This window comes from Nocardia sp. MDA0666, from assembly GCF_003023875.1.
Taxonomy (GTDB): domain Bacteria; phylum Actinomycetota; class Actinomycetes; order Mycobacteriales; family Mycobacteriaceae; genus Nocardia; species Nocardia aobensis.
The window spans coordinates 112,905-128,401 of the sequence record NZ_PYHT01000021.1; the positions used below are offsets into that span (position 1 = coordinate 112,905).

General features: G+C 67.6%; 12 protein-coding genes. 10 read left to right on the forward strand and 2 right to left on the reverse strand.

Translation table 11 applies throughout. The features are described from left to right. The first annotated feature begins 45 nt into the window (after positions 1-45). Entirely contained in the window at positions 46-678 is a 633-nt protein-coding gene (locus C8258_RS25085; RefSeq protein ID WP_158271309.1) for a class I SAM-dependent methyltransferase, read from the forward strand. A 47-nt stretch (positions 679-725) separates the two neighbouring features. Here C8258_RS25085 and C8258_RS25090 read toward each other — a convergent pair whose 3' ends face one another. Next, entirely contained in the window at positions 726-2,006 is a 1,281-nt protein-coding gene (locus C8258_RS25090; protein WP_106957271.1) for an ROK family protein, read from the reverse strand. Positions 2,007-2,480: 474 nt separating this feature from the next. Between C8258_RS25090 and C8258_RS25095 the strand changes: the two genes are divergently transcribed. The 7 genes from C8258_RS25095 (at position 2,481) to C8258_RS25125 (ending at position 10,783) form a co-directional block, all read left to right on the forward strand. After that, positions 2,481-3,344: a GntR family transcriptional regulator gene (locus tag C8258_RS25095; protein WP_106957272.1), complete on the forward strand. Its 864-nt coding sequence runs from the start codon at positions 2,481-2,483 to the stop codon at positions 3,342-3,344. Then, entirely contained in the window at positions 3,319-3,546 is a 228-nt protein-coding gene (locus tag C8258_RS25100) for a ferredoxin family protein (RefSeq protein ID WP_030516520.1), read from the forward strand. The genes C8258_RS25095 and C8258_RS25100 overlap by 26 nt, the downstream gene beginning before the upstream one ends. A gap of 55 nt (positions 3,547-3,601) precedes the next feature. Then, positions 3,602-5,029, forward strand: a complete 1,428-nt coding sequence (locus C8258_RS25105; RefSeq protein ID WP_106957273.1) for an ABC transporter substrate-binding protein — start codon at positions 3,602-3,604, stop codon at positions 5,027-5,029. Continuing rightward, the gene (locus tag C8258_RS25110; RefSeq protein WP_106957274.1) at positions 5,026-5,904 is read left to right on the forward strand and encodes an ABC transporter permease; all 879 of its coding nucleotides are present in this window, start codon (positions 5,026-5,028) and stop codon (positions 5,902-5,904) included. The genes C8258_RS25105 and C8258_RS25110 overlap by 4 nt, the downstream gene beginning before the upstream one ends. Then, positions 5,901-6,656, forward strand: a complete 756-nt coding sequence (locus C8258_RS25115; protein WP_233225325.1) for an ABC transporter ATP-binding protein — start codon at positions 5,901-5,903, stop codon at positions 6,654-6,656. The genes C8258_RS25110 and C8258_RS25115 overlap by 4 nt, the downstream gene beginning before the upstream one ends. Before the next feature lie 114 nt (positions 6,657-6,770). Further along, positions 6,771-9,473, forward strand: coding sequence for a fumarate reductase/succinate dehydrogenase flavoprotein subunit (locus C8258_RS25120; protein ID WP_106957275.1), 2,703 nt, complete (start codon positions 6,771-6,773; stop codon positions 9,471-9,473). An 86-nt stretch (positions 9,474-9,559) separates the two neighbouring features. Continuing rightward, positions 9,560-10,783: an arylsulfotransferase family protein gene (locus C8258_RS25125; RefSeq protein ID WP_106957276.1), complete on the forward strand. Its 1,224-nt coding sequence runs from the start codon at positions 9,560-9,562 to the stop codon at positions 10,781-10,783. Positions 10,784-10,868: 85 nt separating this feature from the next. Here C8258_RS25125 and C8258_RS25130 read toward each other — a convergent pair whose 3' ends face one another. After that, a complete protein-coding gene (locus tag C8258_RS25130) occupies positions 10,869-11,102 on the reverse strand; it encodes a hypothetical protein (protein ID WP_106957277.1) in 234 nt (77 codons plus the stop codon). 296 nt (positions 11,103-11,398) lie between these two features. Between C8258_RS25130 and C8258_RS25135 the strand changes: the two genes are divergently transcribed. Continuing rightward, a complete protein-coding gene (locus tag C8258_RS25135) occupies positions 11,399-11,725 on the forward strand; it encodes a type VII secretion target (RefSeq protein WP_106957278.1) in 327 nt (108 codons plus the stop codon). Further along, the coding region (locus tag C8258_RS25140; protein ID WP_106957279.1) for a DUF6531 domain-containing protein at positions 11,722-15,497 on the forward strand (3,776 nt) is incomplete at its 3' end. The genes C8258_RS25135 and C8258_RS25140, both read left to right, overlap by 4 nt.

Below are 15,497 nucleotides of genomic sequence, written 5' to 3' on the forward strand. Positions count from 1 at the left end.
CTTTTGCTCCTGGTGGAGCAGGCACTTCCCTCAGATCATGAACACATGTTCCGAATCGAACAAGACCCCCACGGCATCCTGATCACCAACCCGCGCGGCTACAGCGCGTTCACCAGTGTCTTCTTCGGCGGCAGACGTCGCCGGCACGCGGCGGCCCTCGCCGCCGCCAGTGGCGCGCGGCCGGGCGGGCGCGCGCTCGATATCGCCAGCGGCCCGGGCACCTTGGTGTTCGCGCTGGCCGACCGTGTCGGCCCGGGCGGCGAAGTCGTCGGTGTCGACGCGGCGCGGGAAATGGTCGACTACGCGACCGCGCGGTCCCGTGGCCGGGCCAACTGCCGCTTCGACTACGGCGTGGCACAGTCGCTGGAGCTGCCGGATGCGGCGTTCGACGTGGTCACCTGCACGTTCGGTATGCACCACATTCCCGAGGCGGACCGCGGTCGCGCACTGGCGGAGATGTGGCGTGTACTACGGCCCGGCGGACGAGTGCTGCTCGCCGATATGGCGCCCGCGGGCGTGCACGGACAGCTGACGAAACGACTCAGCAGCCATATGGATCCCACCGAGATCGATATCAGACGGTATCGGAAAGGGCTGCAGGAGAAGGGTTTTCAGGACATCGACTATCGGACGATCAGGCCGTCCACAGGTGTGCTCACCGGCGTCAAGCCCAGCTGAGCGCCCTCGGTCGGGGTGGCCGCACCACCCCGACCGTATGCGCCGGCTCAGCGCGAGCGCGTGGCCCGGCGCAGTGCCGACAGCGGATCGGCGTAGCAGACGCTGAGCGAGGTGACGGCCGCGGCATGCTCCTGGACCCGCCCGCCGAATCGGCTGATCCGCAGGTCGGCCGCGGCGAGGGTGGTGGCGCGACCGAAGGCCTGCACGACTCGTTCCAGTCCCGGCCGGTACCCGGTGAAGGCCTGTCCGCCCAGCACCACCCGATCCGGGTTGAACATGTCGCGCACCAGCGCCGCGGTGTTGCCGAGGATCTCGGCCCGCTCGAACAGCATGTCGCGAGCCGGGGCGGAACCCTGTTCGGCCGCCTTGTACAGCTCGGCGATCACCGGCTTCCGCGGCGCCTCCCGCTTCGGCACGATGCCGGCCCGCACGGCGCGAGCCAGCACCGCCGCCTCACCGACCGTGGCCTCCAAGCAGCCGCGCCGGCCGCACGAGCAATCGATATCGGATCCGGTCGGCAGATGCGCGATCGAACCCGGGCCATTCGCCGGGGTGTAGACGCGATCGTGCAGCGTGACCGCGACGCCGACCGTCTCCCGGCCGTAGATGTAGAGGCTGCTGCCGGGCCGGTCCTGAGCACCGGAACGGTCCGGTGTACCGGTGGTGAGCAGCAGTTCGGCGGCAGCCATCGCCTCCACGTGGGCGGCGACCGAAACCGGCAGGTCCAGCACGGTGGCGAAGATCGGGCCGACCGGCGCCGACTGCCAATCCAGGCGAGGGTGATCCACGACGCCGGCGACGGGGTCGACCCGTCCGGCCAGCGCCACACCGACCCACAACGGCCGACGGCGCGGTAATCGGTCGAGGAAGGCTTTCGCGCTGCGGGCGATAATGGTGATGGCCGCCTCCTGCGCGGCCTGCGGGGTGGCGATCTCCAGCCCGCCCAGAATGCGGCCGGACAGGTCGGCGGCCACGATCCGGGTGAGGTTCGCACCGATGTGAACGCCCAACGTGGCGAAGCGGTCGGTCTCGACCTCGAACGGCACACGCGGACGCCCGACCGCACCGGATGCGGTGAGATCAGCGCGTTCTCGCAACAGGCCGGACGAAAGTAGAGCCGACACTTGGCGATTCACGGTAGCGATGCTCAAACCCGTTGTCTGAGCGGCATTGTCGCGGAAGATCGGTCCGCGGGTGGCGGCGCGCAGGACCGCGGCCGCCGGGTTGTCGGTGATCCGCAATTCCGGCGGAACCACCGGCCGCGGCACACTGCGTACCGGCCGCGGACGAGAGGGGGAAGACTGTCGTTCGAGGGTGGGGCTCGTCATGGGGCGAAGTCCTTGTCGAAAGTCTCGTGAAGAGACGGAACTACATCGGCAACAAGGCAGCGAGAAGGGCCCGAAAGGGTCGACAGACGGACGACTGGAGCGGTCTCAGCTGCGCGGCCGGGAACAACACAGTTCCCGCTGCCGCGGCAGCCGCACACCGAGCGCCACGGTCACGTAGGTGACCCGTGCGCGGTTCGAACGGCTGGTGGACATGTGTAAAACGGTAACATCCCGATTCTGCGCCGCGCCAGCGAACGGGTAGGACACATATTGCGCTCACACTGATTTGAATGTGAGCCCCCATCACCGCAGGTGGCGCATTACCTTCGATCGCCCGGATTTCAGCAGGTCCGCCGCCCGGGCGGGCGGCGGATAACCGCACACCCGGCCGCCGTCGGCCGTGCGGGCGCCACCCCTGCCACCACACCCCCGTTACGCTCGGAAACCGCAGGTCACAAGCGTTAGGAGGTGGAGATGACAGCCGATCCGGTACCCCTGCGGCAGCAGCACGGCTCCGCTGCCGACCACCCGGCCGCCGGGGCGGAGACGACGGCGCCCGGCGCCGGCGCACGCACCATTCGCAAGGCCGATCGGGCCCGCCAGGTGGCCGACGTCCTGCGCCAGCAGATCCACACCGGACAGTGCCCGGACCCGCTGCCCACCGAATCCGAACTCGCCGCGGAATTCGCGGTCTCTCGCAACGCGGTGCGCGAGGCACTGGCACTGCTGCGCGACGAGGGCCTCATCGGCCGCGTTCCCCGGGTGGGCACCTATGTGGCACAACGCAAATACGATCACGGCCTGGACAGCCTGCGCGGCCTGAAGGAAACGCTGCGCGGCCACGGCGAGGTGCGCAACGAGGTGCGCGCGGCACTGCGCCTCACGCCGCCGCCCGCGGTCGCCGGCCGGCTGGGTCTCGAACCGGGCGAATCCGCGGTCTACCTGGAACGGCTGCGTTATCTGGGTGATCTCCCGCTCAGCCTGGACCACACCTATCTGGCCCCGGACATCGGCGAGCAGGTACTCGACTGCGATCTGCGATCCGAGGACATCTTCGGACTCATCGAACAGATCAGCGGCCAGTCGCTCGGGTCGGCCGATCTGGCGGTGGAGGCGATCACCGCCGATATCCACAGCGCCGCCACTCTGCAGGCCCCCGAGGGCAGTGCCCTGCTGTTGCTGGAGCGACTGACCTATCTCGCCGACGGGCGGCCGGTGGACCTGGAGTACATACGCATGCGTGGTGATCGGATCACCCTGCGCGACAGTCTGATTCGCACCACCGAAAGCAACGATTGGAGGCTGAGCCGCCATGGCGTCGGTCAATCAGCGGGCTGATGTCCCGGTAACCATCGACGAATCCCTGTGCATCGAAGGGTGCACGCTGTGTGTGGAGATCTGCCCGCTGGACTCGCTGGCGATCAATCCGGACAACGGCAAGGCGTTCATGCACGTCGACGAATGCTGGTACTGCGGTCCGTGCGCGGCACGTTGTCCCACCGGCGCCGTCACCGTGAACATGCCGTATCTGCTGCGCTGAATCGCGCAGCGGAATCTTTCAGTGGCCGCCCTCGGCCCGATTTCGAGGAAATACCATGAAGTACCGTCGCGCCCGCATACTGGCCGCCGCCGCCCTGATCGCCACCCTGGCCGCCGGATGCTCGCTCGAGCAGACCGGATCCGGGGACACCGTCCGGGTGGTCGTCGGCTATCAGTCCAAAACCATCAATACCGTCACCGCCGGAACGCTGCTGCGCGCCAAGGGTTTCCTGGAGAAGCGCCTGAACGACCTGACCGCGAAGGGCGGGCCGAAGTATCAGGTCGAATGGCAGGACTACGACACCGGGGCGCCGATCACCGCGCAGATGGTCGCGGAGAAGATCGACATCGGTTCGATGGGCGATTATCCGTTGCTGATCAACGGTTCCCGGACCTCGGCCAGTGAGCGTTCGGCCACCGAATTGGTCTCGATCACCGGTTACCAGCCGCGCGGATCGCTGAACATGATTGTCACCGCGCCGAATTCGACGGCGACGACACTGTCGGATCTCGCCGGCAAGAAGGTGTCCGCGAGCGTCGGCTCCGCCGGTGACGGCACGCTGCGCCAAGCGCTGAGCCGCGCGAACATCGATCCGGCCCACGGTGTGGACGTGCTGAATCAACAACCGCAGATCGGCGCGTCGGCGCTGGAATCCGGTCAGGTGCAGGCACTTTCGCAATTCGTGGCATGGCCTGGTCTGCTCGTTTTCCAGGACAAGGCAAAGCTGCTCTACGATGGTGCCGAATTGAACGTGCCGACGTTCCACGGAGTGGTGGCACGTCGTGATTATTCGAAATCCCATCCCGAGGTGCTCGATGCATTCCTGCAGGCGCAACTTGACGCCACCGATTTCCTGCACGCGAAACCGCTCGAAGCCGCGCAGCTGGTCGCTGACAACTCCGGACTGCCGGCGGAGGTCGTCTACCTCTACAACGGACCCGGGGGAACCTCATTCGACACTCCCCTGAAGCCGCAGCTCGTCCAGGCGTTCAAGGGTGACGTTCCGTATCTGAAGTCGATCGGCAATTTCGCCGATTTCGACATCGACAAGTTCGTCGACGATGCCCCGCTGCGCAAGGCCTTCGCCGAGCGCGGCGCGAACTACGATGCGGCCGTGGCGAATTTCGCCAATCCGGCGCCGATCACCGGCACCGACCCGAGTACCGGCAAGCCGGTGTCCGATCCGGCCCTCGCGGGCGAGATCTGGTTCGACGGCCAGTCCACCGCCCAGCCGACGGGTAGCCCGACCGATCTGCTTCGTGCGGTGAAAGCCGCGCGGGCCCAGGGGAAGAAGGTCCGTGCGGCGTACGTGCCGGATGCGGAACTCGGCACCCGCTGGTTCGCGGACAAGGCGCAGTGGGTGCGCGAGGGCGATACGTATCTGCCGTTCATCACTCCCAGTGCGGTGCAGCGGTATCAGGCCCGCCATCCCGGTGCGGTCGCGGTGAGTTACGACCAGGCCATCGGCGAGGTGCGGTCATGAGCGCCACCACCCTGCCCGTCGACGCGCCGGTGCCGGCCACCGCCGCTCCCGCCGCCGTCGCCGAGCGCGGCACCGCCGCGGGCGTGCCCCCGGCGCGGCTGTGGAGGTCGCGGCTGGTGCGGGTGGCGTCGATCGTCGTCGCGCTCGTCGCCTGGCAGCTGTCGACCGCCAACCACATTCGGCTGTGGGTGCGCTTCGATACGCTGCCGACGGTCACCCGGATCCTGCACACCCTGCGGCTGCAGTTGCAGACCGACACCTATTGGCTGGACCTCGGGCAGTCGCTGATCCGCATTCTCAGCGGGTTCGGCCTGGCCGCGGTGATCGGCGTCGCGACCGGAGTGGCGCTGGGGCGTTCCCGCTGGTTCGCCGACATCTTCGGACCGCTGACCGAGCTGGCCCGGCCGATTCCGGCGATCGCGATCGTGCCGGTGGCGATTCTGCTGTTTCCCACCGACGAGGCCGGCATCGTCTTCATCACCTTCCTCGCCGCCTATTTCCCGATCATGGTGAGCACGCGGCACGCGGTGCGGGCCCTGCCGACCATCTGGGAGGAATCGGTGCGCACGCTGGGCGGCAGCCGCTGGGACGTCCTGGTGCGGGTGGTGTTGCCCGGTAGCCTGCCGGGCGTGTTCAGCGGCCTGTCGGTCGGGATCGGCGTGGCCTGGATCTGTGTGGTCTCGGCCGAGATGATCTCCGGGCGGCTCGGCGTCGGCTATCGCACCTGGCAGGCGTACACCATCGTCGACTATCCCGGTGTGTTCGTCGGCATCATCACCATCGGCGTGCTCGGCTTCGCCACCTCGGCGGCCATCGAACTGCTGGGGCGGCGTGCCACTCGCTGGCTGCCGCGGGCGCAGGAGGTTTCGAAATGACCGGCACGGCAATGAGTCTGCGACTCGACAAGGTCGAACTGCGCTACGGCGGCGCTCCGGTGCTGGACGAGCTGACACTCGATATCCGCGCGGGCGAGATCCTGGTGCTGACCGGGCCGTCGGGATGTGGGAAGTCCACGGTGCTGCGCGCGCTGGCCGGACTGCTGCCGCCTCGCTCCGGGCGGGCACTCGCGGACGGTGACGAGATCACCGGCCCCTCGCGCGATCGGGCGATGGTGTTCCAGGACAACGCGCTGTTGCCCTGGCGCACAGTACGTTCCAATATCGATCTGGCGTTGAGGTTGCGCGGCGTGCCGCGGGCCGGTCGCGCGGCGCAGGCCGAGCGCTGGATCGAGGAGGTCGGGCTCACCGGCTTCGGCGACTACCTGCCCAAGAGCCTGTCGGGCGGTATGCGCCAGCGCGTCCAACTCGCCCGCGGTCTGGCGGGCGCGCCGCGAGCGGTACTGATGGACGAGCCGTTCGGCGCCCTCGATACGCCGACTCGGATCACCATGCAGCGCTTGCTGATCCAGACCTGGCAGACACATCCGACCACGGTCGTGTTCGTCACCCACGATGTGGACGAGGCATTGACCCTCGGCGACCGGGTCGCGGTCCTCGGTGGTACCGACCGGGCGCTGCGATCACTGCTGACCGTGCCGAATCCGCGCGTCAAAGACGTCGACCGCAGTGCCGAGCGTGCCGAAATCCTTGCTGCCCTCGATCATTCGTCCCAGCCGGCCGTCGCCTGAGCCCATCGCCCGAACGAGGCACCCCTCGGCGACCCGGCCACGGCGGCGCCGTTCCGGCCGCCTGGCGCCGGCGTGCGTTGTCGCCCCGACTATTCATCTCTGTGGAGTGTGCTGATGAAGATTCCCGAGCTGTCCGACACCGTGCGGCTGGACTGCGATGTGCTGGTGATCGGAGGCGGCACCGCCGGCACCATGGCCGCGCTCACCGCCGCGGAGAACGGCGCGAACGTTCTGCTGCTGGAGAAGGCGCACGTGCGTCACTCCGGTGCGCTGGCCATGGGCATGGACGGCGTGAACAATGCCGTCATCCCGGGTAAGGCGGAGCCGGAGGACTACGTCGCCGAGATCACCCGCGCCAACGACGGAATCGTCAACCAGCGCACGGTGTATCAGACCGCGACCCGCGGTTTCGCCATGGTGCAGCGGCTGGAACGCTACGGCGTGAAATTCGAGAAGGACGCCTACGGCGAGTACGCGGTGCGCCGCGTGCACCGCTCGGGCTCCTATGTGCTGCCGATGCCCGAGGGCAAGGACGTCAAAAAGGCGCTCTACCGCGTCCTGCGGCAACGCAAGATGCGGGAACGGATCCGGATCGAGAACCGTCTCATGCCGGTGCGGGTCCTGACCGACAACGGACGCGCGGTCGGTGCGGCCGCACTGAACACCCGGACCGGGGAGTTCGTGGCGGTCGGAGCGAAGGCGGTGATCCTGGCGACCGGCCCGTGCGGGCGACTGGGACTGCCGGCGTCGGGATATCTGTACGGCACGTACGAGAATCCGACCAATGCCGGCGACGGGTACGCGATGGCCTATCACGCCGGCGCGGAGCTGTCCGGCATCGAATGCTTCCAGATCAATCCGCTGATCAAGGACTACAACGGACCGGCCTGCGCGTATGTCGCGAACCCGTTCGGCGGATATCAGGTGAACGCCGCCGGTGAGCGCTTCGTCGACTCGGACTACTGGTCCGGGCAGATGATGGCGGAGGTGAAGCGGGAGATCGAGTCCGCGCGGGGGCCCATCTATCTGAAGGTCTCGCATCTGCCCGAGGAGACACTCGACGCGCTCGAGGGCATTCTGCACACCACCGAGCGGCCGACCCGGGGCACCTTCCACGCCAACCGCGGCCACGACTACCGCACCCACGACATCGAGATGCACATCTCCGAAATCGGTTTGTGCAGCGGTCATTCCGCGTCGGGCGTGTGGGTGGACGAACATGCGCGGACCACGGTGCCGGGACTGTACGCGGCGGGCGATCTGGCGTGTGTACCGCACAACTACATGATCGGGGCGTTCGTCTACGGGGACCTGGCGGGTGAGCACGCGTCTTCGACTCTCACGGAAGTCGCCGCGCCGCAATCGCTTCCCTCCGATCAGCTGGCCGCGGCGCACGAACTGATCTACCGTCCGCTGCGCCATCCCGACGGCCCGCCGCAGCAGCAGGTCGAATACAAGTTGCGTCGTTTCGTCAACGACTACGTGGCTCCGCCGAAGACGCAGACCAAACTGTCGCTGGCGGTGGAGACCTTCGAGCGGATGCGGCAGGAGATCGCCGAGATGGGCGCGGACACCCCGCACCAACTCATGCGCTGCGCCGAGGTCGACTTCATCCGCGACTGCGCCGAGATGGCGGCCCGCTCCTCACTCACCCGCACCGAATCGCGCTGGGGTCTCTACCACGACCGCGCCGACCTGCCGGAACGCAACGACGAGGACTGGCGCTACCACCTGAACCTGCGCAAGGGCGCCGACGGCGAGATGGAATTCCTGAAGCGCCCGGTCGCACCGTATTTCGTCCCGGTGCCGGAATGGGAGGATCTGCCGCGCGCCGACCTCGAACCGGTCGCCGTGGCGCAGCCGGAACTGATCGCCGGACCACCCCGGACGGCAGGCGCGGCCACCGGCGCCGCACCTCGGCCCGGCATCACGGTCCCGGCCCCATCGGACGACTCCGCCGCACCCCGGATCGCGATTCTGCTCAGCCTGGACGGCCCGACGGTTGCCGAACTCCGGGACTACCTCGACGACACCGACCCGCGGGTGCGAGCCACGGCCCTGTCGGTGCTGACCGAGGGCACTCCCGACGGATTCGCCGACACCCTGATCGCCGCGCTCGGGGACGACGACGCCGCAGTACGCGCGGCCGCCGTCTCGGGCCTGCGTGAGCTGATCGAGATCCTTTCGCCCGCAGAGCAATTGACCGCACACGCCGAATCGCCCGATCCGCTCGTGCGCGCCGCGGTAGTGGACCTGCTGCGCGCGCAGCGCCGCGGCTCGGCGGACCTGTTCGGCAAGGCGGTGGTGGACAGCGACCACCGAGTGCGCATCGAAGGGGTGCGCGCGCTTGTCTCCCTCGACGACTGGTCCGCACTCACCGCGGCGGCATTCGACGAGAACCGGGAGGTGCGGGTGGCTGTCGCTCGCGGACTGGCCGAGGTCGGCGCCGGCGGCGCCGATACCGTCCGCGCCCTGGTCGGCGACCGTGATCCGCTCGTCCGCGCGGCAGCCCTGGCCGCGCTGGCCCGACTCGGCGATTCGTCCGACGCGGCGATTCTGGCTGCGGCGCTGAAGGATTCGGCCTGGCAGGTACGCGAGGGTGGCGCCCGCGGCTGGGCCGGCCTGGGCCCCGAATCCGCCGCCGCCGCCCTGGAATCGGCCCTGACCGACCCCCACCCGGACGTCCGCAAAGCCTCCGTCCTGACGCTGTCCCACTGGCCCGACCACGCGGCCGTCCGAGCCGCCCTCCAGGTCGTCCTCGCCGACACCGACGCCGACGTCCGCGCCTACGCCCGCCGCACCCTGGAGGCGGCCTGAGCGCGTACGGGGCCGCCTGCATCACCTCCACGGAAATCGGGTCTACGCTCTGCGCAACTGTCGGTCGATTCAGCAAAGGAACACTGATGACCCGGATCGCGAGGAATCTTCGGCGCGCCGCCGCAACGTTGGTCGCGACTTCGGTCGGAGTCGGTGCGGCGTCGACGGCGTTCACCGCGAGCGCGGCGCCGCTGCCGACTTTCCCGATCGGCGCACCCGAATACACCGTGGAGGTGAATACTCCGGCCGCCGCGCCCGGCTACATCTACTACAGCAACGGTGTCAGTGCGGCGGCCCTGGTTCCGGGGGCCGGTAAGGCGTTATCGGCCGTTCCGGCGACCGAGCCGGCGAATATCGTCGTGGACAAGGCCGGACACGAGGTCTGGCGCTACACCCCGCCCGCCGGGCAGGACGTCTCCAATTTCCGCACCCAGACCTATCAGGGCAAGCGGGTGCTGACGTGGTGGCAGGGCGGGACCGTAGGCGGGCACGGTTCGGGCGCCGACTACATCGCCGACGAACACGGTAACGTCATCGAAACCCTCGACGCCGGAGGGACTCCCAGCGATGTGCACGAATTCCGCCTGACTCCCGACGGCCGAGCGCTGATCACGTCGTACCAGGAGGTGGCCGCCGATCTGTCCGCGATCGGTGGCCCGAAGAACGGCACGATGTACGACACCGTCGCCACGGTGGTCGATGTGGTATCCAAGCGAGTGTTGTTGCGCTGGAGCGCCGCCGAGCACGTCCCGCTCACCGACACCACCACGCCCGGCAAACTTCCCGGCAGCGATACCTACGACCCGTACCACATGAATTCGATCGCGCTGGACCCCGACGGCAACCTGGTGATCTCGATGCGCGACACCTCCACCGTCTACGACGTGGACATCCACACCGGTGCGATCAACTGGCAACTCGGCGGACTGCATTCGACTTTCGACCTCGGCCCCGGCGTCGCATTCGCCTTCCAGCACGATGCGGAATTCGCCGACCCCAGCACCCTGCGCTTGTTCAACAACAACTCCAGCGGCTTCCAAACGCTGGGTGTGTCGAGTGTGCAGTGGATCCACCTGGACCTCGACAACCACCGAGCCACGTTGGTACGCAACCAAACCCACCCCGACGGCCTGACCGCCTTCGCCATGGGCGATGCCCAGCCGCTACCCAACGGCAACACCCTGGTCGGCTGGGGTATGGCACCGCACATCTCGGAATTCGGCCCGACGGGCGACATGGTCTACGACGCCCTGTTGCCTCTGGGAACCTATCGCGCCTTCCCGGCAGATTGGGCACCGACGCCGAAGTGAGCCGAACCGGGGGTTGCTATGAGGTGAACCGAAAGCGGCCCCCGCACCCTCGTTTCGGGCGGGGGCAGCTCTCCGCGGTAGCGACTCAGCCGTTGGCCCCCGTGGTGGTGGTCGTGGTGCCGCCCGACTGGGCGCTACCGGAGGCCAGCGCCTGTAGTAGCGACGGCAGCAGAGCCGCGCTACCCGTACCGGTCGACGGATCGGTAGTCGTCGTGCCGTCGGTGGCGACCGCGGGGGCGGCAGCCTCGGCGGCGCCCACACCGACACCGATCACCGCGGCAGCGGCGAACGCAGAGAAGGCAAATCGGGTGATACTCACAAAAATTACCCCTCGCTCGTTGTTGTGATTGCAGTAACTCGTCGTTCGCTGTGCGCGATGCGTTACAGCCGATTTTCGAAACCATCTGCGCAAAGGGATGTCAGAGATCGAAGAAGCCGTCGACCGGGCAACGTTCCGGCATCGACCGCTTCGTGATCTCGCATCGAAAATCCCCGTCTCCGTTCGTTATATTCGCTGTGCGCCCCTTGCTCGACAGGGTTGCGCGGTTCGGACGAAGGGGGCGGGGGCGACGTGTACGCATCCGGTAGCTACCACACACCGGGCGGGCCGGGACGATGAGCAGCAAACAGGTCCAGGTCGATCCGGACAAGATCCGCACACACGCGAAAAATATTCAGGGCGTGAGTGATTCACTGAGCGTGGCGTTGCAGGCGGGGCAAGCTGTCTCGGTGCCGACGGATGCGTTCGGGAAGTTGTGCTCGTTCCTGCCGCCGCTGTTCATCGACACGGTCGAAGACGACGGGCTCGAGGCGATCAAAACCGCCGCCGACGCGTTGAACGCGGATGCGGGCACACTCGAACAGGTCGCGACCTCGCTGCAGAACACCGATTCGGCGAATGCGAGTGATCTGGGTTCGGTGCGGCCCGAGGCCACCTGGTGACCACCGAGGCCGACAACCCGCTGATCGCGCAGCCGGAGGATTCCACCAAGTGGTACACGGGTATCGGGGTCGCGGAATCGGTTGCCGACATCCACGACGCGATCTCCTCCGGCTCCTGGGTCGACGGCGGTCTCGCGGTGCTCGGCGCCGGTATGGAGGCCGTGTCGCTGGCGGTCGACCCGCTCGGCACGCTCGCCTCCTACGGTGTCGGATTCCTGATGGAGCACGTCGAACCGTTGCAGGAAGCGCTGGATTGGGTCGCCGGCGATCCGGATACGGTGCAGGCGTACGCCAAGACCTGGGAGAACGTCTCCACTCACATCAAGCAGGTCGCCGACGATCACAAGAAGTCCGTCGATCAGGACGTGGCCGACTGGGTCGGCAGCGCCGGGGACGCGTACCGCACCCATGCTGCCGAGACGAATTCACTGCTGACCGCGGCGTCGAACGCGGCGTCGGCGGCCTCGTCGGCGATCGCGATGGCCGGGGGCGTGGTGGCATTCGTGCGCCAGACCGTGCGCGACCTCATCGCTCAGGCCGTGGGCCGGCTGGCCGCGTGGGCGGCCGAAGAGGTGTGCACGCTGGGCGTTGCCACCCCGTTGGTAGCCGCGCAGGCGACCACGTTCGTGGCGAAGGTGCTCACCACGATCGCCAAACTGTTCCGCAAACTCGCCTCGACCTTCAAGAAGCTCACTCCCCTGCTGCACAAGCTCAAAGGTGCGTGGGAAGACATCATGAAGGCGTTGAAGCGCGGACGCGGCGGCACGCATGTCGACGGCGCGAAACCTCATACGAAAACCGGCCCCGGCGACACGCATCCGAGTTCGCACAAGCCGGATTCGCCGAACGAACCCGGCAAACCACACGACGACGGCACCGACACGCACAGCACCTCACACGACGGTGCCGGCGATCCGGACGACGGTGCGACCGGTAAACCCAAGAACGATCCGCACCAGCAAGCGGACAAGGATCAGGGCAGCGGCACACATGCCGCGGAATCCGGACCGGAGAATTCGCGCACCGAGAAACAGGTCACCGGCTGCGGTGACCCGGTCGACGGTGCGACGGGTGAATTCCTGTTGCCGGAAACGGATCTCGAACTTCCGAGTGTGCTGCCGCTGGTGCTGGGCCGCAGGCATCGCTCCGGCTACCGGTTCGGCCGCTGGTTCGGACCGTCGTGGTCGGCGACACTGGATATCCGGATCGTGGTCGAGTCGGCGACCGCCACCTTCATCGGCGACGACGGCATCATGCTCGCCTATCCGCACACCGAACCCGATACTCCGGTCCTGCCGCTGAACGGTGAATTGCGCTGGCCGCTGGTGCGCACGGAAACCGGCGGCTATCGCGTCACCGATCCGGATCGCGAGCTGAGCTGGTGTTTCGAGCCCGAGGCCGCACTCGACGGTCTCGACGTGCGGTTGGGCAATTTTGCGATCAGTGCGATCGTCGACCGCCACCACAACCTGATTCGATTCCACTACGACAGCGACGGGTCTCCGGTCGAGATCTCGCATTCGGGTGGATACCGGGTGCGCGTGGAGACCGCGGCGGGGCGGGTGACCGGACTGTCGGTGGTCGGCCACAGCCATGTCGACAACGCCGAAATCATCACGCGGGTGCGGACTTTCGTCTACGAGGCGGGCGCGCTGGCAGGTGTCACCAACGGCGTCGGAACGACCACGACCTACACCTACGACTCCGAGCATCGGATGACGTCGTGGACCGATTCCAATGGCAACTCCCTCACCAACACCTACGATCCGGCCGGTCGCGTCGTCCGCCAGCGCGGCACGAACGGCATCCTCGACGCCGATTTCGACTACTTCACCTACCCGGACGGCAGCGGGACCCGCACCACCGTCACCGACTCCACCGGCGCGGCCACGATCTACGACTTCGACTCGGACCACAAGCTGCGCGATGTGATCGACCCGCTCGGCGGACGGATCCACACCGACTACACCCCCGACCGCAAGCCGCTGCGCGTCATCGCACCCAACGGCGGGATCACGTACTACACCTACACACCCGACGGTGATCTGGCGAAAGTGGTTCGGCCCGACGAGAAGTCGATCAGCATCGGCTACGCGGCGCGCAACCGGCCCACCGTGGTCACCGATGCCGACGGCTCGACCCGCCGGCAGGAATGGGACGCGCACGGCAATGTGGCCGCCACGGTCGACGAAGCCGGACGCCGCACCACCTTCGACCACTCGCCCACCGGTGCGGTCACATCTGTCACGGAATCGACAGGGACGACAACGGCATTCGACGTAGACGCCGCCGGACTTCCGGTTGCCGTCACCGATCCGTACGGCGCGGTCACCCATATCGAACGCGACCATTTCGGGCGGCCCGTCGCCCTCACGGACGCGATCGGCGGTATCACTCGCCACGAATGGTCGCCCGAGGGAAAACCGCTGCGCCGCATCGACCCCGACGGATATTCCGAATCGTGGACTTGGGACGGCGAAGGCAACCTCCTCACCCACACCGACCGCGCCGGCAACATCACCTTCCACAAGTACGGCGCCTTCGACCTGCTCACGTATCGCACGGATCCCGACGGCACCAGCACTGTCTACAACTGGGACACCGAACGCCGCCTCACCACCGTCACCAACCCCCTCGGCGACTCGTGGAGCTACAGCTACGACCGCGCCGGACGACTCGCCGCAGAAACCGACTACAACGGCGCCACCACCGCCTACGAACACAACCCGGACGGCACCCTGGCCGTCGTCACCACCCCCACCGGCGTCCGCCGCTATCACACCCACGACATCCTGGGCCGCCTCACTCAAATCCGCTGCGACACCGGCGAATACCAGCTTTACACCCACGACGAGGTAGGCCGCCTCCGCACGGCGATCTCCGGCGTCGGCCACGACCGCACCCACAGCGTCGAATTCGCCTACGACCCCGCCGGCAACCTCGTCTCCCAACGCGTCGACGACCGCCCACCGATGCTGTTCGATCACGACGAGCACGGCCGCCGCACCTCCCGCCGCACCCCCACCGGAGCCGTGACGAGCTGGGGATACGACCCAGCCGGCCGCGTCACCTCGATGACCATCGACGGGCACCGTGCGACCTTCGCGCACGACGCGCTGGGCCGCCCGACCGGATGGTCGTTGGGAAATCTGGTGGTGGAGCAGACGCTCTCACCAGTGGGTCAGGTGTTGAGCCGCCAGGTTTCGGCCCAGGCACCGCATGTCCCGGGGTCGGCGGGACCTCTGACTTCGGACCCGACCGGTGGGCAGAATCCCGGAGCAATCCCCGGCCAACGCCCTGGTGGTGCGCCGGTGCCGGGGCAACACGCCAGTGGTGGTGTACCGATGCCCGGTCAACACCTCCATGGGGCGCCGATACCCGGTCAACACCCCCACAGTGCGCCGATACCCGGCCAACACCTGAGCGGTGGACCGATGCCTGGTCACCGGCCGGGTGACGCATCCGTCTCCTACTCCGGAGGCACACCTGGCTCGGGGACTCCTCCCGTCCCCACCCCGGGTCGCCTGATCCGCCGCGACGACTACACCTGGCGTCCCGACGGCTACCTGACCACCCAAACCACCCACCGCGCCGGCACCACCCCTCAACACCGCACCTACACCCTCGACCCCGCCGGCCGAATCACCACCATCACCGACAACGGCCGACCCACAGAGCATTACAGCTACGACGCCCTCTCCAACATCACCAGCACCTGTCTCTTATACACATCTGACGCTGCCGACGAAGCTAGAAGTGTAGATCTCGGTGG